Raw genomic sequence first — 21,137 nt, forward strand, 5'->3', positions numbered from 1 at the left:
CTTACGAGTGCGAACATCTAATTTAAAAGGCTGAGTAGCGAATAAAATTATCTCACGATGAATTGAAACCAAAGGTTCATTGGCTTATGAGTATTCATGGTTATTCTGTAGTTATAAGCTTCATTTTCTTATATTTGAGATTCTATAGAACCTTAAACCATGTCTATTTTTACGCGCAAAAAAGCACTTACCGGAGTCTCTGAAGATAACTCGCAGCCATTTCATTCACTGTCGCCTATTGGTGACGCAGAAATTAAACAATATGAAGATGGCTTACTATGGGCGCTACGAAACCGCAAACAAGAGGACATCAAAAACGTAGCACTTACAGGTCCATATGGCTCCGGTAAAAGTAGTATCCTTAAAACTTTTCAAAATAGGTTTGAACCTGAGTTCAAATTTTTGAATTTGTCGCTGGCTACTTTCAAAGAGGAGTTAGAAGCCGGCGATCATGAGGAATCTTCGAAGCAAGGTGTCGGCACAGGAAAGACCGACGATGAAGGCCTCTCTGCTGCGAAGGACAAACCGGGTGATACAGAGGTCCTTCGGTTAATAGAACTTAGCATCCTTCAGCAAATCTTTTATCACGAAGAGGATAAAACGATCCCAGACTCACGTTTTAAAAAGATCCGGAATTTTAAACGGTCAAATTTAATGGCTGTAGCGGGGTGCATGCTTTTGCTGCTTTTATGCGGATTTAATTTATTTGCCCCGGAAAAGTTTAAACAGGAATTCCATCTAAAGCTATCCAGTGGCGTTGATCTCGCCTTTCACATGACCTGTCTCGTTCTCATGCTTACAGGTGCTTATTTTATATTGCTCCGTTCTGTACGTCTGCTTAACAGCATTAAGGTGAGCAAACTAAAAATCCATGACGCCGAAATTGAGGTTGATAAAGGCATAAGCAAATCAATACTTAATAGCCACCTGGACGAAATATTATATTTTTTTGAGGTTACACACTATACAGTTGTCATTATTGAGGATCTTGACCGTTTTCAACAAACTGAAATATTCACAAAACTACGTGAGCTTAATCTGCTAATAAACAACTCTAAAAAAATCAAACGAGATATTGTTTTCATCTATGCAGTCAGAGATGATATGTTTCGGGATAAGGATAGGACTAAGTTTTTCGATTTCATTGTTCCGGTAATACCCGTCATCAATTCTTCCAACTCAAACGATATGCTTCGCGAGGTGATTAAAGCGAACAAATATCCGATTTCAGAGGTGCTGGTGGACGACGTATCTTATTTCATCGATGACATGCGTTTACTTTACAACATTGTCAATGAGTATTATATTTATCATGAACGGCTTGACAAAAAATTACCGCAGGACAAGTTACTAGCTATGATTGTTTACAAGAATATTCATCCGAATGATTTTGTAAGGCTCAGCGAAGATAAAGGGGAACTGTACAAGGTGATCAAAAGCAAAATGACCTACATTAAAACTGTTCAGGAGCGAATTGATAAAGAGATCGCAATGATAAGGGAGCGCTTATTATTACTGGAAGCGAACAAGCTGAAAGAAGTTGCGGAATTGAGGAAAATTTATGTGATGCAATATTTAACAAAGCTGACGAACTTTATGTATTTCAATTCCAGCGCAGGAACTATTACGCTTGAAACTGCGATTAGTGAAGCGAACTTCGCGAAGTTTCAGACCGATGAAATGTTATACACATATCTTTATCACAACCACAGCAACTATTACAGCAGTCAGACTACCAACCTTCCACAGACATTTGTAGAAGTGCAAAAAGCGGTGGATCCCAATCAAACCTATGAAGAACGTCTGAACTTGGTTAGGGACTGGGGAAAAGCCAAATCCGATGCTTTGAAATTAAAGATAGCAACACTCGAATTGGAAAAATCAGCAGCTAGGCACCTTAAACTCACCGACCTAATCAATGCAGGCGATGTTAAACTTTTGCTCGGAGATGCCAAGCAGAACCTATTGATTAATATACTTCTGAGGAACGGATATATCGAAGAAGATTACTCAGAATTCACATCCATATTCTACGAGGGCAGTATCACGAAAGCAGACAGGCAATACCTGCTTAATGTAAAGAGCCAGATGCCATTGGATTTCGATTTTACCCTGAAAAACATCGATAAGCTCATTGAAAAAATTAATCCGGTAGATTTCGGCAAAGATTATATACTCAATTATCAACTGCTTGACTTCCTGCTCGCCTCAAATACATCGGCTTATCAACATCAGCGCACACAGCTTCTCCATTTGCTCGCACTTGAAACAGAGCGTTCGTTATCATTCATAGATGGGTACATCGATAATGGTAAACAAATCGAAAAGTTTATCAAGCTGCTTTATCAACAATGGTCTGGATTCTGGCCCTTTATTTGGGCTAAATCCAACTATATCGATGAGCGAAAGTCGATCTATTTTGAGTTGATTATTGCACATGCGGACAATAAAGACATTATCGCCTCTGCCACTAATAATGGCTTGCTCGCCTGTATCTCTGAATCTTCAAACTTTCTGTCTTTAGCAGTTGATGCGGAAAAACTGAAGAGTCTTATCGCGGGTCTGAAGATCAAATTTACGCAACTAGACTTGGTGCTGCCGCCGAAAGCGTTAGCTGACTACGTCATTGATGGTTACTACTATAAGCTTTCTGCGACTATGCTGTCCGCCGTACTGCGCTATCATGAGAAATATAATCAACCCGTTTTTGAACAGCAAAACTATGACTCCATTCAAGACAGCGGCCTGCCACAATTGATTGCTTATGTACAGGCAAATATGCAGGTTTATATGGATGAAGTCTTTCTTAAGCTTGCGCAGAATAACCTCAATAGTCAGGCCTCGGTTGTCAGCATACTAAACAACGATTCTGTTTCGTCGTCCAGCAAGGAAGCTGTGATCGAACGAATGGCTATACAATTGGATAGCTTACAGGCGGTTGATGCAGAATTCCATTTGCAATTATTGGAGGGTTTTAAGATCAAGCCAACCTGGGAAAACGTCATTTTTTGGTACCATGAAAATGATGATGAACTTTATGATACTGGAGTGAATTTTATAAGCAACGATAATAACATTTCCGCACTTGCTAAGGTAAGGGTCAATATAAAATTACCTGAGGATGAACTGGCTACTGTGAGAAAATTTATAAGGGCTCTACTTGCAGAAGACAGTTTCGAAATGCCAATTTATGAACAGGTTATAAGTAACCTCCCGTTTTCTTACGGCTCGCTGGAACTTGAAGGCGTCAGGCCTGCAAAAGTATCTTTACTGATCGTAAAAAACGTTCTAAACCTTACAGTGGGGAATTTTAATTACTTAAAAGCAAATTTTTCGCCTTTGCATATTGCACTGTTGACGAGAAAGCCCGCGGAGTTTGTCGGTCGCTTGTCGGAATTCGAACTAGATGATAATGATCAGTTGCTGCTATTACAATCTGACAACCTTCCCGCTGGCGATAAAAAGACCATTTACGACAGTATACAACCAGAACGTATTAACGCGCAGTCTCCTTTGGCTAAACCGATTGGCCAGCTGCTCATCCAAAACCCAAACTGGACGATTGGTAATTTACAGTTGATCAACATTCTGCGTTCAGCACTGTCATTAGCAGAAAGTATCAAATTATTTAATATGCGATTCGAAACTTTTGATAAAGACGAAGTTACCCAAATTCTGCAAAGTTGGCCGTCACCATACGCTGAAATTGCTATTAATGGTAAACGTCCATTGCTGGGCCATGGGCAGGAAAATAGCTTTTTTGCGAATAATCTTAAAACGTTAAAATATATATCAAAAGTTGACTCGGAGCGACGTGGAATAAGGATTTCAACATTTTTAAAAAAATAAGGCAACCTTCGTCAAAATATTTGCTTTTTATGAAATCCAATGAACCTATCATAATTGGTAAAGCTTAGCAATTCTCGGTAAGAAGATCTATAGACAATGGCCGAGCTTGAACGAGCAATCTGCGTATTATAGCCGACGATTGCCCAGTCGCTTAAGGCTAACATATTTAAGATAAATAACTACTGCCGCAATTTTACAAGCTACTTGTCGGCTACTTACTTTTGAGCAATTCGTTTTTTTCCTTTTCGGCTTGCAACAGGCGCTCAAGAAGCGCAACCTTTTCATCGTACAACTCAACGATCTTATCTATCGGGTTAAACGTGCAATGCAGGTTTGTTGACGAGAAGAATGCTCCTGCGCCACTGTTATCATTAAAGGTATTAAAGAAATTGACCACAGCCTCATCACTGTAGTTCTTAATCGCTTCTGTTGAAACACCAAGAACACCAGCAATCTTTTCCAATACATCATCTTCGATTGTTTCCGACTGCTCCATGCGCGAAACAGTTTGCTGACTAAGTCCTAATTCGTTCGCAAAGGCTTCTTGCTTGATACCACGCAATTCGCGGATCCTGCTAATTTTTCGTCCGATATGCTGGTTTAACGGCTTTGCTGATGTTTCCATAAATCAAATATAAATATTTGTTCGTTACAACCACAATTACTAAGAGGTATTGATAATTAGCCTGTGAGTAAAATACCCACGTTCATGGGTAATTTACTCATGCTTTGGGTTCGGTACGCATTAGGGCGAATTGAAATTTGTTTTTCGGTCAATTTCGACCGGTCAAATTTCAATGCCATGCGAACCTTAAATTATGCCCCCTGGGAACATTACCCTAAAAACTTACGGCAGCATGAGATAGCTGATCCAATGTCTGTCATCAATGACTTTTTCAACGCAAACACGGTGAAGGGGCATAGGAAAAGATTAAATGAATGGCGGTATTATGTGGTCAATGATGAGCATTTCAAGGATAAAAGGGACGGCCCCGGTACCTTGTTATTCATTTATGATTTGAACGTAAAGCTATTGGAGGCGTTATACTTAAAATTGTATGCGCATAAGGCCTGTTTGTACAAACGCCAATCAGTTGACGAAGCACAGTTAAAACTTGAAAAAGCTAACTGGGCGTATTATCCAAAGAACCTTTCCCGCAAGGAGCAGCTTGACCCCTACAAAGTAATCGGCAAGGCGTTTAAAAAAGTCAAGCCTCAACAGTACCGGGATCATTTGCAGGAATGGCTGGGTTTAGCATTATATACGATCTCCGATCAGGATGTTTTAGATGCGGAAGACATCATCACATTATACGAACAGCTTCTAAAACTATATTCTGCAGCATGGTTGATCTCCCAGCGGGAAGGCGAGCATACGGAATTCAGGTTAAGGAAAATTCAAAACATTCCGGCGGTTTCAAGTAACGATAAGGCATCGATATTCAGCATCAACCCTTATCCCACCGTATCTGAAAAGTTGTCATTGGTCGAATTAAAGAAAACGATACTAAAGCGCTGTCCGACCGTTCAGCTCATTAGTCACTTAGGTGTTCATCCCGAGCCTTTTACTTTTTACCTGCTTATCGTTGTTTCAGACGAGGAAAACAGGCCCGAACATGAGATCAGAAATAAGATAGAGGACAATTGCCGTTACCTTGCTCACGTCCACGCAATTGTTCATAAGATCAATAGCGCAAAGCAGGCACTCACTGCCGGCAACCAATTCTGGTCGAATGTGATGCAAAAGGGTTTTGTCGTTTTCCAGGAATCCCAATTAGGCTTACCTCAAAGTCAGGAAATGTCGAATGAATTGCTAACTGCTAATGCAAAGTCCATCTAGGCAAGGTGGGGAAAACAGGGAAGCGATTTTTTAAAGGGTGCAGAAGCTTACCGAACCAATGGAAACTTAAGGCTGGCAGTATTCCTTTTGCACCAATCGGTGGAAAGTACGTTTTTAGCCATTATTCGGGCGCTACAGGTTACGAGTTGAAGATGCACAATTTGTCAAGGTTATTAGAACTATCCAAGTTAGTTACGGACGGGCTTGCGATTGTCTTGATGAATGAAACCGCAGAGGACAAGCTATTATTCGCGTTGTTGCAGGATGCTTATGCCCAGTCGAGGTACAGCCTTGACTTTGACCCCGAAGAACAACAAGTAACCTTATTGTTCAGCAAGGTTGCCGAATTCAATCGCGTGGGCGAAAATATATATCGTCAGTATTTAGCGGAACTCGGATCAGCTTAGCCAACAATCCCGGCGTTCCGGCAGGCGGCTCATTACATCACGCGTTAGCACGCTATATTCATTCGCCGCCAGCCTCCGCGCCCCCGCAGCAAAACTGTTGCTACGCACAGATTTGCTCTTAGCCCACAAACGATAGGAATACAACCGTTTTACATTATAAGCTACTCGAATTTAATATGACACCAGATGAATTGCTTACCAAAAAAGACCTTGAACTGTTTAAGCAGGAACTTTTTGAATTACTAAAGCCGCTAAAAGATACACAGGCGCTCAATCAACAAAAATGGCTAAAGAGCCAGGACGTTCGCAAGCTGTTAAAGATCTCTTCCGGTACTTTACAGAACCTCCGTATCAATGGTACGCTATCCTACAATAAAGTAGGTAGTATTTTCTTTTACAAGACAGAGGACATTGAAAAAATGCTGGCAGGGGATACAAAAAAAAAGTCCGAAAAAGAAATAATAAGCCCGGCAAAGTCACATACGTTCTCGGTTACCTTCTTACTTAAACCATCTAAAAACAAGGCGCGTGATTTCTACATCATTTATATCAGGCTAACTATTGATTGAGAAAGAGAGGAATGGTCAACCGGCAGGCGTTGCCAAAAGAATGGGATAAGAAAAGCAGCCGTTTGAAAGGTACGCGGGAAATCGCGAGATCGGTGAATGTATGGCTGGACACGCTTTACGCAAGGGCGTACACAAGCAGGCAGGAGCTTTATTCTAACGGCAAGCCAATTACTGCTTTACATGTACGAAAGATGATGCAGGGCGAGGAACTTGAACCACCAAAAATGCTATCCGATGTCTGGACCTACCACACCGATCAAATTGCCGGACTGATCGGAAAGGATTATACTCCGGGCACCCTGGCTAAGTATAAAACGGCTTACAAGGCGCTTAAAAAATATCTCATTCTTAAAAGAAAGATCGACGACTTGGCGCTGAAAGAAATTGACTACCGTTTTGTACGGGATTTTGAATATTATTTAAAAACAGATTACGGCCTTAAAATAAACACCGCTGTTCAAATGGTTAAAAAGTTGCGGACGATCATCAAGATAGCGTATGAAATTGGCTGGATAAACCGTGATCCGTTTATTGCCTATCGTGCACGGCACGAGGAGGTGCATCGTGAATATCTGACCAGCGCGGAGCTTGACTTACTGGCCACAAGGCGCTTCAAAAGAAAGCGCCTGATCGTTGTCAGAGACCTGTTCCTTTTCAGCTGTTACACCGGTTTGTCGTATGCTGATACAGTTAAGCTTAAGCGTTCCGATATCCTAAAAGGTGATGATGGTGGACTATGGATCCAAACTTACAGAATGAAAAATAATAACCGCGTTCGCGTACCGCTCTTAAGTCCCGCACTACGTCTCATAGCACACTACAAAGATTATCCCCGTGTGCTGGACGAAGATTTTGTACTTCCGAAGATCAGCAACCAAAAGGCAAATGCCTATCTCAAGGATATTACCGCCCTGATGGGCTGGACAAAGCGGCTGACATTTCATTGCGCCAGGCACACCTTTGCGACAACAGTTACCTTGACCAACGGCGTACCAATTGAAACGGTCGGCCAAATGCTGGGGCATAAGAGCATTGGCACAACTCAGTTGTACGCAAGAATTACAGATACAAAAGTGAGCCGGGATATGCGGCCTTTAAAAAAAGAAATACAAAGGGCAGGAACTTTCTTTGGTTCCCAACCATTAACAAATAGATTAATCATTTTAATAAATTTACATCCTATGCGTTTGCAGTTTGCATCAGACCTTCATCTTGAATTCCACGAAAACAGGTATTATATCAACGACAATCCTTTGAAAGTCGCTGGCGATATTCTGTTACTCGGGGGAGATATTATTCCGTTAAGAACAATGAGTCGGTATCAGGATTTCTTCGATTTCCTCTCCGATAATTTTGCACACACCTACTGGGTTCCGGGTAACCATGAATACTACGATTTTGATATGGCTAACCATTCCGGCGCTTTTAAAGAATCGATCCGGTCAAACGTCACCTTGCTGAATAATCAAACCGTTCAGATTGACGAAACTCGTCTTCATTTTTCCACCTTATGGTCTCACATTTCGGAATACCGTGCAAGTGAGATCGAGCGAAGCCTCAATGATTACCGCCTGATTCGATATGAAGGCCAGCGTTTGTCGGTAAATAAGGCGAACGAAATGCACACTGATGCGGTAACTTTTTTAGAGAGCGCACTTAAGGATACAGAGCGAGACGGTAAAACTGATGTTGTCATCACACATCACGTGCCTACCTTCCAGCATTATCCGTCACAGTACAAAGACAGCCCGATCAATCAGGCGTTCGCCACAGACCTGGATAATTTGATCGTGGCTGGCAATGCAAAATTTTTGGATTTACGGACACCATCATGCGAATATTGATGACTTTGTACTCGGTAACACAACAATGGTGACAAACCAACTTGGTTACGTCCATGCGAATGAGAATAAAGCATTCAATGATGGACGGTTTATTCTCATTGATTAAAGCGGTTAGCCGAACGCCGTGGCTTTCCTGCCTCCTGATGTTTGAAAATCTCAATGCACCATTTGCAACAAAATTAGCGCCGCCCTGAATCAGTCAAGGCTTTACAAGCAGGCCGTTATTTTATTTTTTGGCAGGCCTGGCCTTGACAATTTAAGGGCTTGCTGCTGCCAGTTGTTTACATAGTACAATGAGGCAGACTGTGCCGTTAGCCTTTTTTATACCAACATTTCATACTTGGCAAATTCCTAATATGTCTTAAGCCAGTTTTGCGAATAAAACGCATAAAAATGGCACGGACTCCCCTGACTGAAAAAAGAAATATAACACCGGAAATGGCTGTTAAAATACTTCAGAAAAGTGGTGTGCATATAGATGAAAAAAAAGCGGCCGAAGTCTTGGATTTGTTATATATTTTAGCTAAATTGACTGTAAATCAGGTACTTAAAGAATACGACAACGAGAATAAACAATGAAAAAAGCTGATTTATACATAAGAGTAAGTACGGACGAGCAAGCAGACAAAGGATATTCACAACGTAATCAAGAAGAAATTTTATTAAGGTTCTGTGAGATCAACAAAATTGAAGTTCGAAAGGTTATTTATGAAGATCACTCCGCCAAAACATTCAACCGCCCCAGATGGCAGGAGCTATTATTTGAGGCTAAAAAAACTAAAGGCCGTCACATTGATTTGATCCTCTTTACAAAATGGGATAGGTTCAGCAGGAATGCTGGAGATGCCTATCAAATGATGAATACCTTGAACGGCCTGGGTATCGAACCGCAGGCAATTGAACAGCCACTTGATCTTAGCATTCCTGAAAACAAGATGATGCTGGCAATTTATTTGGCAGCACCGGAAGTCGAAAATGATCGAAGAGCACTTAATGTATTCCATGGCATGCGCAGAGCGCGAAAGGAAGGGCGCTGGATGGCATCCGCTCCGATAGGATATATTAACCGAACCACAGAGAATGGACGCAAATATATCGCCCCAAAAGAGCCGGAGTGCTCGATTTTGAAATGGAGTTTTGAGAAACTTGCATCTTCAGAATTCTCCTCCGAGCAGATATGGAAAGTGGCCCATCAGAAAGGCTTAAAATGCGCAAAGAATAATTTTCTGATTGCCATTCGTAATCCGGTTTATTATGGGAAGATTACAATACCCAAATACAAAAATGAAGACAGTTATCTAGTGCAGGGTCAACATGAACCTCTTATATCTGAGCGCCTATTTAACGACGTACAAGACGCCCTAGATGGCAGAAAGCGAAAGCCGGGTATAAAGATCATGTCCTTAGATGAATTGCCGCTACGTGGCTATTTATTATGCTCTCGATGTGCAAGGATACTCACAGGGAGCGCCTCAAAAGGTAGAAACCATTATTACTATTATTACCACTGTTCAAGCCAGTGTGGATGCCGCTACAAGGCGGAAGATGTTAATGAAGCACTTTTGACAGAATTAAAAAAATATTCTCTGGCATACGATTATAAAGAACTTTGCACGAAAATTTTAATCAACGTATATAACAATATAACGCATGGCGCAAAAGACGGCAGGAAGAGTGTATTAATGCAAATTGACGAGCAGAACGACAGGTTACGGAAAGCGAGAGAATTGATGCTTACTTCGAAGATCGAGCCTGAGGATTATTCAATAATCAAAAAAGAGACTGAAATTAACTTAAACAAGTTGGAAGCAAAACTGACAGACTTTGCACAGAATCCTATAAAGCTTGATGAACTTCTTGTCAGGGCAGTTGATATATTATGTGGAATCGCAATGTTGTATCAAAATGCTGATAATGAGGGCAAAAGAGCTATCATTGGTTCGATGTTCCCGGAAAAACTGCATTTTGACGGACAACAACACCGAACCACAAGAATCAACGAAGTAGCTCGTTGTATTCAATTGATTTCCAGCAGTTTACAAGGTAAAAAAAGAAGGGCAAGGACTGAAGAATCAGCCTTGCCCACTTGGGTGCGCCCACCTGGGCTCGAACCAGGGACCAAAAGATTATGAGTGGTCTATTTAGCGCGAATATCTTGAGCCAAAAACCGCGTTTTTGACTTGCTGAAGCTAATTTACGACTATATTTTTGTTTTTGCAAATATTTCAATGACGGAATAGTGACGGTTTTTCGTTTACTTCAGCAATTAATGATGCTATTTGAACATCTTTTTTAACGTGCTAAACTAAGTTTTCTCTTATCGTTTTAAAGTTTGACAATGCGCTTTCAATATCTTCGATTATATCATTAATAAGATCGTCAGACTCTGGTAAATTGTCGAAATCAATAAAATTGGTATCCTTTAACCAAGAGATATCTAAATTCGCTTTATCTCTTATTAAAATCTCATCAATAGTAAATTTGCGCCATCTGCTTTCAGGGTTATTTTCACTCCAATTTCTTGGATCTTTGACATTCCGGGAATGGTACAATTCTATAAAACTTTTTAAATTATCTGCATTTAGGGGATTTTTCTTAGGAGTATGGTGAACGTTAGTTCTATAATCATAAAACCAAACAGCTTTTGTAGTAGAATCCTTTACTTTTTTCTCTTTATTAAAAAAGAGCACATTAGCCTTCACACCTTGAGCATAAAATATTCCGGTTGGTAGTCTTAGAATTGTATGCAAGTTAGTTTCACTTAACAACTTGCGACGAATTACTTCTCCTGTCCCTCCTTCAAATAAAACATTATCAGGCAATACCACCGCCGCCCTACCGTCATTAGCTAACATAGAAACAATATGCTGCAAAAAGGCTAACTGCTTATTTCCCGTTGAAATCCAAAAATCTTCGCGTAGGAAGTAGCCATCTTTTTCCGCCAATTTGGGATCTGTCGTTGGTATATCGCTGCTGCTTTTTCCAAACGGGGGATTAGCCAGCACGATTTTCGCTTTCTCATTGGGAATTACCTTAAGACTATCGGTTACATGAATGTCTGGAGTCTTTTTTAGATCACCAATTCCATGTAGAAAAAGGTTCATCAAGCACAATCGGGCTGTCGCCTTTTCGATTTCCCATCCATGGAATGTATCAAATTTTAGAAATTTCGCCTCGCTTTCTGTTGTTTTTGGTTTTTTTTCTAAGTATTCCAATGCACCGAGGAAAAAGCCACCTGTCCCGCAAGATGGATCTGCGATTGTTTCGCCCAATTTAGGCTGAATACATTCTACCATTGCTTTAATGACGGATCGAGGAGTGAAATATTGACCTGCACCACTATTTTCAGCATTTTTTTGCAAAAGTGATTCATAAATTTCACCTTTAATATCGGTGCCAGTCGATGTCCAATTTTCCTCATCTATCAAGTTAATCAACCTTTTTAATTTTACTGAATCATTGATTTTATTTTGGGCAGAAGCAAATATTTTTTCGAGCATTCCACCTGCTTCGGCCAAAGTTTTTAAAATCCGCTCGTATTGATCCAATAAAACACCACCTTTAATCTCTAATAAACTTTGCCAGTCACAAATTTCAGGCAAGTTATATTTATTAGTGTTTTCATCGGACATCTTTAAAAACAGCAAATAAGTAAGCTGTTCTAAATAATCGTTGTAACCTAAGCCATCATCACGAAGAGTATCGCAGAAAGACCATATTTTTTGTACTAATGCATTTGTTGTCATGCTACTTGAATACTTATTTTATTGAATTTATCTTTTATTGAATTATAAAATATCTCATTATTGCAAGTTGATAAATAATCAAATAATGGGCCTTTTATGATATTTGAATGTAAATACCATTTTCTTTTGAAGTTATCCGACATTGATTTTAATTCTGTAGATATAGTATCTGCTATTGTTAAATCCTTCCCTTGTTCAATACAATCTTTAATGAAATCATCTATCCATTCCTCAAAACTTGGTTTCAAGTAATCATCTTTATAGCGGGTTTTTATTCCAAAGATTTCGTTCCAGTTACGTGTTGTTTCGTCATCCGGCAGAATGTTTACGACCCAGTTGCCTAACTGATTATTTATATCTGTTTGTGGTATTATTGTGCCTGTATAGTCAAATGTAATATTTACTTGTTCAGAATATGGATAAATCATTCTCTTGCGAGTCCCATTTGCATTGTTTAATACATCTTGTTCGCCTTTGTTTTTGCTATTACAAGTGTGGCACATAGGTGCCAGGTTCGCCGGATGCACTGCGGCTAAGGGGAAATGTCTTTTTGCCGCCAAATGGTCATAATCTTCACGATATGATTGATGCATAGTCTCCAAACCACAAAATGGACATATTTTATGTGACATCGCTGTATAAATTACTTTATAGTGGCCGTCTATATCAAATGCTTTTAATGTTGTTTTGAATAAATGAGCCATTAAATTTCTCAAAGTTTGGTCACCAAGTATTAGCTCCAACGGTTCTCTTTTAATATCAGAACAATCGAGGCTTGTATCTAAGAAGAACGCTCTAATATTTTGAGATTTTAGCACCAACTGGAAGAATGCTTCTTTTTGAGGGTTTTGAAGTTTTTTATAAGAGTCAAAAAAAGCCTTGAATTTATTATTTAGTTCTTCTGACCTGTTTAATACAATGACGAAATCTGCAGAAAAGTAGTTTTCGATAATGTAGGTCGCATTAGCTGGAACATTTCTAATGTTGGTAAAGAAATTCAATAGATGGGCATTCAGTTGTTCTAATTTATGCCCTTGTGGATAGTTGTAACTGTATAACATAAGCTATCCCTTTTTTAACATATCTAACCTTCTATACAATGTCAATAGTTGAGCTGACTCACCAATTACGTCAATACCATTTTCTATCTCTTGTATGTCATTACTTTTCAAAAGCTTTTCAATAAAGTTGCTACCTTCCTCAGAATTAATCTCATCCATACTGAACGCCATTTTAAGAATGTGGCTAAAAGACGCCCCAAAAGTTTCTTGTGAAGGATTTGTAACTTCCACTTTATCCTTGGAAACTCTATTAAAAATATAAACAGATTCGCGCTTACTATCAGAAACAATAAACGGAGAATGAGAGGTGATAAACAAATCCTGTTTGCGATGTTCCGTTAGGGATTTTAACTTGCTAATAAATAACCGTCTCCATTTTGGATTAAAATGGGTCTCGGGCTCATCCAATAAAAACAAGGAATTTGGCTGATTTACCATTATTATTGTCCCGAATATATTGAAAAACTGATGCTCACCGTCACTTAAATTAAGGTAATCAACCACCTGGTCATTCAATAATTCCAATTTTAATTCTGAATATCTCATTACCTTATCTTTGTCAGGGACTTCAGGCATCTTGCGGCTTAATTTTCTTTGCGTCCTTTGTTTTCGTATTCCTGCCCGTGTGGCTTTATCTATAATTAGATTATTTAGAATCTCGAATTTATATAGTGCGGTATATAACTTATAAGGTGTTTTAAAATAATGCTTTATTGCTTCTCTTGTTGAATCAATATTTAGAAAATCGAATATATATTTTTCGTCCTTTTCGATATAATCATAGCAAGTCGCACATTTTTTTAAGAAGTCTCGCCATTCCAGCAGCTCTTCTGTCAACGCCACGCCGGTTTCCCCTTTATAGGAAACTACGCCCGGTGCCGCTGGCTGCTTAGTCTGTAGGACGATCTGAAAACTTTTAATTTTCTTAATCTTTAATTCAGATGTAATCTCATTTAGTCCCTGAACATTATCAAAGATTAGATTGCTTATGGCTATCCCAAGATTGGTGTTATAATCCATGAAATAAAATCTCGGCTCGTAATCTTTTCCTTTAAGTCCATGTAATGCCTTGTTGGCTACATATCCGGCGTAATGATCGTAATAGGTATGAAAAGGATTGCTAATAGTTTCATTTTCACCTGATGTATATCCAATTACTTTTTGTGGCAAATAATTTTCGACATCGTCGTCAAGCACATCAACAAAATTGCCCTGATCATCGACCACAGTGACTTTTGGCGCTTTACCTTTTTTTATAGTTTGTGAGATTTCAACTTTAAATATTTTATTATTTATAGTTAATGAATAAGTAATTTCAAAAAGAATGGGGGCAATTGAAATTAAATTTCGATTGGTTTCACGATAAAAATTATCCACATAAAGAAAAATTTCAGCAATTGTTTCAAGTAATTGCGACTTTCCGGAGCCATTAATTCCTATAAAGCAATTAGCATTTATAAAATCTGCATTTTGTTCATCAAAATACAGATCCATGCCCTTCATTAAGGGCCGGTGCTCTATTTCATTGATCTTGATATGAAGTATCTTCATTTGATTAATTTTAATATTAACCTACCGGAGTTCTTATCGAAGGTAGAACTAAGTATTTTCTGTGTTTCTAATAGCTTGAAAAGTTGTGTTTTTATATCCTCGTAGGATAAGCCCACAGTTTCTTTCAAATCTTCATATGAAAACTCTTTTTCATTAAAAGTTTCCTGAAGTATTTCAATGAGAGTCTTTTTCATATATTTTTTTTGCGGTGTTTCAGCTTTAATTCTAATTACATTTTGAAGATAATCTTCTTTCTTATTTTTTAATGTTTCTAAAAATTGGGCTGCAGTTTCAACTGTCGAATCGGCTTTAATTAGCTCACCTTCAAAAGCTTTAGTCAATATTATTTGACGATATATTTGTACCTTTTTTAAGTTCTTTAAGATTGTTTCCTCTAAATTTTCAGCTGTCGTAATTCTGTATTCTATTTCTTGAACAATTTGCTTTTGTTCCAAGTCTGACATTACCGGTATGGGAAGATCAGCCAATTGATCGTGCGATACATTGGGGAATGTAGTTCCGGTACCCATATCAAAAATCTTTCGTGTAGAAAAATTGAAATAATGATTTAAAAAGCTTTGTTCCACAGATGTAGCCCTGATAGCTGCAACGCCCCTTCCTAAACAGGCAGTGAACCCGGCGATATTTAAACGGCCAGTTGTGGAACCTCTAACGCAAATCAACAAATCGCCTTTAGTACACATTTTATTAGGTTCCGTTGTCCACTTTTTTAACTGTGTATAAGAGAATGGCGTAGGACCAAATTCAACTGGGCCATTTATTAAAGGGGTTCCATGTCCTTTGTCATTATAGCTTGAACCTTTGGGGCTTTGGCCCATAATAATTAGAGCCACGTTCTTTACCTTTGACCATTGCCAACCGATAGGTAATTGCGATTCCTTCATGGAATTTGATCTTATTTCAGATTGATTAACAAATTGCTCCCGCCATCTATTCGTTAATTTACCGTTAAATGCATCGTTTAAACACTGGTGTTTATACCCTATTAGTCTATTCAGACTGTCATTAAAACTCTTTTCAGCATTTTGCAAATCAGTAAATAACTCTTCAATCTTATTAACTATAGAATTTTGCTGATTTAACGGTGGAATTGGTATACCTTGTTCTAAAATTACATTATTTGTAACAGCGGGATAACTGGTTCCCTTTGCAAATTTGTTAACTTCATCTATGAATTGTTGGCTGGTAACATAATAAAACAGATATTTAGGATTTATGATAAACGGTCTAATAACACAAAATCCGGTTGACGCAATTTGATTATTGTACAAAGCGGGTACCATGGCAATGTTTTTTAAATAAGGTCTAACATTTGCAAACAATATATCATTTGTGAGTACTTTCTGTTGCGCTCTGGAAGGTGCATCATTCCAGGAGTAGGTTTTAAGCTCCTTTATTTCAAACTTCTCATTGTCAATTGCTTCTATGTCGATGTATTTAAAATGTTCACTTGGATTTTCATTATTTTTGTTCGTTTTAGTTACAGGAACGGTTATTTGGCTCAAAGTCGTCCATTCCCATCCCTTTGGAATCTTTTTATTTAGTTTTGGAGTAATCATTATATATTTTCCAATATTTCCGTCTTTATCAATTCATAAGCCATTTCATTATCATATACTACTCCGGGACGCAGTATGACGTGAATATCATTCATAAATTCTTTGTCTTTCATCTTTTCATCCATATTGGCGATAAACATTTTTGCTGTTGGTGGCTGTCCGGCTGAAAGCTCCATGTAGGCTTTATAGCAATAAAGTAGTTTCTTTACATCAATATCATGATTAGTCAATGCCCAGTATAGATCAAATAAATCTCTTCCTTTTCTCCGCTGATAAAGTGCTCTTAATTTAGTGCCTAACAACTCCTCCAAATGATATGTAGTTAGTTTGCATTCCCCATTAAACCAGGAGTTTTCAACTTTAAAGGGAAATGCCTGCAAACCCAGTACGTTAAAATGTTCCCTGCAATTGATCTCAATTTTTAAAGCCATGTTGATGACCGGCGCTATTTCTGATTCAAACCGGTACACAATTGTATTATTATTTGCTTTTTGCTTTACTACTCTTTTAGTTCCTAAAAAATCCAGTCGTTCACGTATCCGTTTTAAGATGGGGTTAATAGGACCTTCTTTTATTTGAACCAGATCAATATCCTCTGAATATCTTACCTGGGGTTTTAAAAAAAGTTTATGAAAAGCGGTACCGCCTCTGAATGCGAGATTCTCACTAATCATTTCATCTGAAAACATTTCCACCAAAGCCCGCTCTATAACTAAATCCTGTTCAACCTGTGAATTGTCAGGCCAGGGAGCAAATTCTTTCCATTCTTCTATATAGCGCCGAGCAATCATAAATCCGATTCCAGTTCAATGTTTTTTATAACCTTCCACTGCTCATTCAATTCGCCATCACGTTGTTTACTTGTTGATAATGGAATCGGTAATACTTTTTTTTCATTAATATATTTTGTTAATGGAGCGGTAAGTTGTGTCAATTTCAACTCATTACATAGTAGGTACCCTAAACGTTGAACTGCTGTGACCTGCGGATATCGCCTGACTGTTTGGTTCAATATCGAAGGTTTCATTTGACTGACCAGCTCTTCCAAAATAGTTAAGGTCCGACTTAAGCCAATACTTTCCTGGTAATAAATTAAATCCAATGCAGTTAGTTCAGGTGTCGATACCCTGATGTCCCCCGCGTCTGTTTTAACTTTCCTGACATCTTCCTGGAACCACTCCTTTTTAACATAAAAATTTATTTTGACTTTTTTATTTCTGATGGGTCGTAAGGCAGGCTTTTCAGTAATAACAAAAAATTCCATAGGTTGCTGGTGTGCGGCGCCATATAATGCAGCGGCCGATAATAAACCAACATAATAGGATTTGCCCAAAGCTTGCATCATATCGTCAATAAATAAAGCGGGGGGAATCATACCTTGTCTTATATATTCCGGTGTAATGATTGCATATATCCCTTTCCTAATTTGAGCAATCCGCTTTTTTGTTTTTAGCCTGTACAATGCCTGATTGACGGCCTTATCGGAAAGATTGTATTTCGATTTAACTTCTTCAAGAGTAAGCACATATCTTCCTTTAGACCTTATCTCCGTGATATAGTCTTCCAAATAGTTATATGATGACCCTTGATTGTCAGATGTTTTTGTTTGCATTTTACTACGGATTGTGTAGTGTTATGCAAATATAGTGTTAACATTAGGATTTGCAATTGATATTTTATATTTGCGAAACACTACGAATTTCGTAGTTTTTCGCAAATAGGTTTATAGTTTAATTTGGGTTGTCCATAGCAAGTAGCCTATAGACTATCATGACAAGCGTTCGGTTTTAAAATCACTTATTTCCAGTATTTTTCATATATCTAATATACGCTATGGAATATATTAGAGAACCAACAAACGTTGGCCTGGTGATGGGGGATCGGTTTTTACTGAGGCTACCAGGCAAACTATTGCGCAATATTAAAAAACGAGTCAAAAAACTTGTTAGTGTAAATTGGCCACGCATATCGGTCATACAAAGACAGCAACCGTCCAGCCGGAACGGGTGTCAAGGAAAGGGATAAATTATAATTTCAGCCTTATAAAATAGCTTGCATAGCACCCTTCCAGGTTAAAATATTGCTTTTAAATTTTTTAGAGTGGAACATTACCGAAGTGGGCCTTAAATTTGTCCCAATTTATAATTGATGGTGATTCTCCAACATTTGTTTCAGGGTTAACATACATAATAAAAGGTTTATTTCCATCCTTATATGTATGAAACGGAAATTGAGAATTGGTTTGAATTTCTTTTTTCAACCCACCCAAAATTTCGGCAATTGTTTCAGCTGTTCTGTTAATCAACCACATGGAAAAGTGAGCTACGGTATAATCCAAATCCTTTTCTCCAAAGTTTTTAAAAGATTTTCTCAGTTTATCAGAGCAGGTAAAGCGCATTGTAAAATCGCCGGTTGATGCCTTAAGATCAAAGGAATATTCATTAGTGTCCCTTGTACGGTGTATAATTTCAGATCTGTAATCATAAAGTTTGATTACAAATTCACGATCAATCTCATCAATCTTAGCGGCGATGTCTTTTTTATTAAAGCTATTATTAATATCTCTGGCAGATTTACTAATAGTCGTCCATTTCGGAGTCTGTTGTTTTTCTTTCGTACATATAAAATTGATCAGAATACCTAAATAATCATAAATAGCAGACAAATGAAACACTACGCTATCAAAGATGGCGGAGATTTCCTTTTCCGCATATTCAAAATTAGGATTCTTCGGGTAAACCCAATTAAGTATCTTCCCAGGATCGTCTTTGTAAATATCCTTTAATCTTCTTTCAATAATTATATGTTGTTGAAGCAATAGCTGACAATGCAATAAGGAACTGAATAATCTGTAAATAACATTATCCCTTAACTCAATTATTCTATGATTACCGCCAAAGATATTCTCAATATGATAGCCGTAATCCAACGCTAAAGCATAAAAACCCTCCTTTAAAGAGTCAAGTCTATCATCTGTTTGTCTAAATGCTTGATTACGATCTCTTATATCGATAATGTCTTTTGCTTGATTTTCCGGCATGGTTAGTATTAGGTTAGAGTAACTAATTTAAACATATTTTATTCAATGGCAAGCCATAACGACTCACGCCATTTAACTACATAATCCATAATTTTAAACAGGTCATAATCTTTATTTAAGATGGTCAAACCCTGGAAAACAGCAGCTTCATCAAGATAAATAACGTCATATCTTAAATTAAAACTTTCAAGTATGGATAAGGTCCCAGAATGTGGTACACCCTCATCCTTGTGTTTGGTATAGTTTGCAAGTGCGGTAATCAATTCAATTGTTGTCCCAGTATAATCTTCGATTGGGTTGTCTTTTTTATAAAAAATGTTTTTATTTTTAGTTGTGCCATCAATATCGCTGATACTCCCATTAATATAGTTTTGCATAGCAATAAAAGCAAGACCATAGATTGTTTCAGTTTCCTCCATTAGCCAGTCACCATCATACCAATGAATATCAGCAACGTTCTTTTCAAGTTCTGAAATGGATTTACTTAGTCCGTCGATAATCATAAATAGACTTTTAAAGCGGTAATCGTGTCGACGCCAACTTGTCTTCTTTTCATTTTCCATACTTTTCTCAAACTTTCCCTAAAACCGACCAACTAAACATTATTTTTTTATTTTAAATAAACTTATTCAAATTAAAACCGCATTTGCGCAACCTATTTGCGCAGTTGAAGAAATCCAAGTAGAAATAGTTAATAGTTATTGGGAATCTGAGGAATAATTAAAATACTTCTCACGCAAATGCTCTGTATCAGCAAGTGTTGGACATTCCATTCTTAAATTATTTGCAACTATAGAATAATAATCAATTACAATGGGATGATTCCTGTGCATATTATGGTCTGCACTAAGGAGTGCCTGGTAAACGACAGGTAAGTTCGCCGAATCAAATCCAAAATTCACGCCAGGGAAATAAGTTTGCCGTTTCCTATACCCATTTATTTTGAACATAAGAAAACTTCCAATACTACTTATTTTTTTGTCCGTAAAATCAAATGACACAATTTCAAGTGTATTAATATCCCTAACTAACAAAAGCCCCCAATAAATCTTTTTTGTGTATGTATGGTTTATCTTGACCACTCCATTTTCATAAATTTCCAGCGGTATATCATATGCAATATCATAAATGCTCGGTTGTGATCTGCCACCTACGAATAATTTATATTTCCCTGAAAAATCTTTTGCCATTTCATTTGATGAACATAAGGATTTGAAATTATTGATTAAGTCAATAAATAAATCATCATTGTCTTCCTCAATATTCAGGATTCTACAAAGGGCATCTAAGGGCTTCTTTTGACAATTATGACCAGTTTTTCTTCCTGCATATATTTCAATTAACCATTTAGGTGTTACCAAGATTCCAGGGTTTTGCTTTTCAATATCATCTATCAAGAAAAAAAAGGTTTCCGGCTTTGCCATTTTAATTTTATTCTTATGTGCGGTGTTCGCCAGCATATAGATGTCGAGAGCTTTTTTAATTTTTTCATATAAGTCCTTGCTTAACTTTTGCGTTGTCGCATCATAATAGGTGGTTTTAGGCATAGTGAAATAGTTTAGATTTTGGATTATAGAAAAATATTCGGTGGATATAAATGCCTAAATATAAGCAATTTGCAATGTTTAAATAAAACAACTCCCAATACCT

Annotated in this window: 17 protein-coding genes; 7 read left to right on the forward strand and 10 right to left on the reverse strand. The window is 37.9% G+C overall.

The features are described from left to right. Positions 1–159: 159 nt before the first annotated feature. The gene (locus ACQY4U_RS15285; RefSeq protein WP_428330310.1) at positions 160–3,849 is read left to right on the forward strand and encodes a hypothetical protein; all 3,690 of its coding nucleotides are present in this window, start codon (positions 160–162) and stop codon (positions 3,847–3,849) included. Between the two features lie 211 nt (positions 3,850–4,060). Here the strand turns inward: ACQY4U_RS15285 and ACQY4U_RS15290 are convergent, their stop codons facing one another. Next, on the reverse strand, positions 4,061–4,474 hold the full coding sequence (locus ACQY4U_RS15290; RefSeq protein WP_428330311.1) for a helix-turn-helix domain-containing protein: 414 nt from the start codon (positions 4,472–4,474) through the stop codon (positions 4,061–4,063). A gap of 177 nt (positions 4,475–4,651) precedes the next feature. Here ACQY4U_RS15290 and ACQY4U_RS15295 point away from each other — a divergent pair, with 177 nt between their 5' ends. The 6 genes from ACQY4U_RS15295 (at position 4,652) to ACQY4U_RS15320 (ending at position 10,641) form a co-directional block, all read left to right on the forward strand. Next, complete coding sequence (locus ACQY4U_RS15295) at positions 4,652–5,689, forward strand: hypothetical protein (protein WP_428330312.1); 1,038 nt, start codon at positions 4,652–4,654, stop codon at positions 5,687–5,689. A 218-nt stretch (positions 5,690–5,907) separates the two neighbouring features. Then, positions 5,908–6,096 (forward strand): hypothetical protein, encoded by a 189-nt coding sequence (locus tag ACQY4U_RS15300; protein ID WP_428330313.1) that lies wholly within the window; start codon positions 5,908–5,910, stop codon positions 6,094–6,096. Positions 6,097–6,272: 176 nt separating this feature from the next. Further along, the gene (locus ACQY4U_RS15305) at positions 6,273–6,665 is read left to right on the forward strand and encodes a helix-turn-helix domain-containing protein (RefSeq protein WP_428330314.1); all 393 of its coding nucleotides are present in this window, start codon (positions 6,273–6,275) and stop codon (positions 6,663–6,665) included. Between the two features lie 11 nt (positions 6,666–6,676). Then, complete coding sequence (locus ACQY4U_RS15310; RefSeq protein ID WP_428330315.1) at positions 6,677–8,509, forward strand: tyrosine-type recombinase/integrase; 1,833 nt, start codon at positions 6,677–6,679, stop codon at positions 8,507–8,509. Positions 8,510–8,902: 393 nt separating this feature from the next. After that, positions 8,903–9,088 carry a hypothetical protein gene (locus ACQY4U_RS15315; RefSeq protein WP_428330316.1) on the forward strand — a complete coding sequence of 62 codons (186 nt, stop codon included), beginning with the start codon at positions 8,903–8,905 and terminating at the stop codon, positions 9,086–9,088. Continuing rightward, positions 9,085–10,641 carry a recombinase family protein gene (locus tag ACQY4U_RS15320; protein ID WP_428330317.1) on the forward strand — a complete coding sequence of 519 codons (1,557 nt, stop codon included), beginning with the start codon at positions 9,085–9,087 and terminating at the stop codon, positions 10,639–10,641. Before ACQY4U_RS15315 ends, ACQY4U_RS15320 begins: the two co-directional genes overlap by 4 nt. 168 nt (positions 10,642–10,809) lie before the next feature. Here the strand turns inward: ACQY4U_RS15320 and ACQY4U_RS15325 are convergent, their stop codons facing one another. The 9 genes from ACQY4U_RS15325 to ACQY4U_RS15365 all read right to left on the reverse strand — a co-directional run bounded on the left by ACQY4U_RS15325 (position 10,810) and on the right by ACQY4U_RS15365 (position 21,034). Beyond that, complete coding sequence (locus ACQY4U_RS15325; protein WP_428330318.1) at positions 10,810–12,255, reverse strand: N-6 DNA methylase; 1,446 nt, start codon at positions 12,253–12,255, stop codon at positions 10,810–10,812. Beyond that, complete coding sequence (locus tag ACQY4U_RS15330) at positions 12,252–13,316, reverse strand: hypothetical protein (RefSeq protein ID WP_428330319.1); 1,065 nt, start codon at positions 13,314–13,316, stop codon at positions 12,252–12,254. Before ACQY4U_RS15330 ends, ACQY4U_RS15325 begins: the two co-directional genes overlap by 4 nt. A gap of 3 nt (positions 13,317–13,319) precedes the next feature. After that, positions 13,320–14,867 (reverse strand): restriction system-associated AAA family ATPase, encoded by a 1,548-nt coding sequence (locus tag ACQY4U_RS15335; protein ID WP_428330320.1) that lies wholly within the window; start codon positions 14,865–14,867, stop codon positions 13,320–13,322. Continuing rightward, a complete protein-coding gene (locus ACQY4U_RS15340; RefSeq protein WP_428330321.1) occupies positions 14,864–16,447 on the reverse strand; it encodes a restriction endonuclease subunit S in 1,584 nt (527 codons plus the stop codon). Before ACQY4U_RS15340 ends, ACQY4U_RS15335 begins: the two co-directional genes overlap by 4 nt. Further along, a complete protein-coding gene (locus tag ACQY4U_RS15345; protein WP_428330322.1) occupies positions 16,447–17,238 on the reverse strand; it encodes a nucleotidyl transferase AbiEii/AbiGii toxin family protein in 792 nt (263 codons plus the stop codon). The genes ACQY4U_RS15340 and ACQY4U_RS15345 overlap by 1 nt, the downstream gene beginning before the upstream one ends. Then, positions 17,235–18,059 carry a type IV toxin-antitoxin system AbiEi family antitoxin domain-containing protein gene (locus ACQY4U_RS15350; RefSeq protein WP_428330323.1) on the reverse strand — a complete coding sequence of 275 codons (825 nt, stop codon included), beginning with the start codon at positions 18,057–18,059 and terminating at the stop codon, positions 17,235–17,237. Before ACQY4U_RS15350 ends, ACQY4U_RS15345 begins: the two co-directional genes overlap by 4 nt. A gap of 483 nt (positions 18,060–18,542) precedes the next feature. Continuing rightward, positions 18,543–19,487 carry a hypothetical protein gene (locus ACQY4U_RS15355; protein ID WP_428330324.1) on the reverse strand — a complete coding sequence of 315 codons (945 nt, stop codon included), beginning with the start codon at positions 19,485–19,487 and terminating at the stop codon, positions 18,543–18,545. 38 nt (positions 19,488–19,525) lie between these two features. Next, the gene (locus tag ACQY4U_RS15360) at positions 19,526–20,050 is read right to left on the reverse strand and encodes a hypothetical protein (protein ID WP_428330325.1); all 525 of its coding nucleotides are present in this window, start codon (positions 20,048–20,050) and stop codon (positions 19,526–19,528) included. Between the two features lie 135 nt (positions 20,051–20,185). Next, on the reverse strand, positions 20,186–21,034 hold the full coding sequence (locus tag ACQY4U_RS15365; protein ID WP_428330326.1) for a hypothetical protein: 849 nt from the start codon (positions 21,032–21,034) through the stop codon (positions 20,186–20,188). Positions 21,035–21,137: the final 103 nt, after the last annotated feature.

Origin of the sequence: Mucilaginibacter sp. (assembly GCF_965277465.1) — a bacterium.
Taxonomy (GTDB): Bacteria; Bacteroidota; Bacteroidia; order Sphingobacteriales; family Sphingobacteriaceae; genus Mucilaginibacter.

Bases quoted from the DNA above. Each gene is read 5' to 3' on its own strand.
- ACQY4U_RS15355 (WP_428330324.1), bottom strand. From the start codon at position 19,487: ATGCCGGAAAATCAAGCAAAAGACATTATCGATATAAGAGATCGTAAT.
- ACQY4U_RS15305 (WP_428330314.1), top strand. From the start codon at position 6,273: ATGACACCAGATGAATTGCTTACCAAAAAAGACCTTGAACTGTTTAAG.
- ACQY4U_RS15315 (WP_428330316.1), top strand. From the start codon at position 8,903: ATGGCACGGACTCCCCTGACTGAAAAAAGAAATATAACACCGGAAATG.
- ACQY4U_RS15320 (WP_428330317.1), top strand. From the start codon at position 9,085: ATGAAAAAAGCTGATTTATACATAAGAGTAAGTACGGACGAGCAAGCA.
- ACQY4U_RS15340 (WP_428330321.1), bottom strand. From the start codon at position 16,447: ATGATTACTCCAAAACTAAATAAAAAGATTCCAAAGGGATGGGAATGG.
- ACQY4U_RS15345 (WP_428330322.1), bottom strand. From the start codon at position 17,238: ATGATTGCTCGGCGCTATATAGAAGAATGGAAAGAATTTGCTCCCTGG.
- ACQY4U_RS15300 (WP_428330313.1), top strand. From the start codon at position 5,908: ATGAATGAAACCGCAGAGGACAAGCTATTATTCGCGTTGTTGCAGGAT.
- ACQY4U_RS15310 (WP_428330315.1), top strand. From the start codon at position 6,677: ATGGTCAACCGGCAGGCGTTGCCAAAAGAATGGGATAAGAAAAGCAGC.
- ACQY4U_RS15360 (WP_428330325.1), bottom strand. From the start codon at position 20,050: ATGGAAAATGAAAAGAAGACAAGTTGGCGTCGACACGATTACCGCTTT.
- ACQY4U_RS15365 (WP_428330326.1), bottom strand. From the start codon at position 21,034: ATGCCTAAAACCACCTATTATGATGCGACAACGCAAAAGTTAAGCAAG.
- ACQY4U_RS15325 (WP_428330318.1), bottom strand. From the start codon at position 12,255: ATGACAACAAATGCATTAGTACAAAAAATATGGTCTTTCTGCGATACT.
- ACQY4U_RS15350 (WP_428330323.1), bottom strand. From the start codon at position 18,059: ATGCAAACAAAAACATCTGACAATCAAGGGTCATCATATAACTATTTG.
- ACQY4U_RS15295 (WP_428330312.1), top strand. From the start codon at position 4,652: ATGCGAACCTTAAATTATGCCCCCTGGGAACATTACCCTAAAAACTTA.
- ACQY4U_RS15335 (WP_428330320.1), bottom strand. From the start codon at position 14,867: ATGAAGATACTTCATATCAAGATCAATGAAATAGAGCACCGGCCCTTA.
- ACQY4U_RS15285 (WP_428330310.1), top strand. From the start codon at position 160: ATGTCTATTTTTACGCGCAAAAAAGCACTTACCGGAGTCTCTGAAGAT.
- ACQY4U_RS15330 (WP_428330319.1), bottom strand. From the start codon at position 13,316: ATGTTATACAGTTACAACTATCCACAAGGGCATAAATTAGAACAACTG.
- ACQY4U_RS15290 (WP_428330311.1), bottom strand. From the start codon at position 4,474: ATGGAAACATCAGCAAAGCCGTTAAACCAGCATATCGGACGAAAAATT.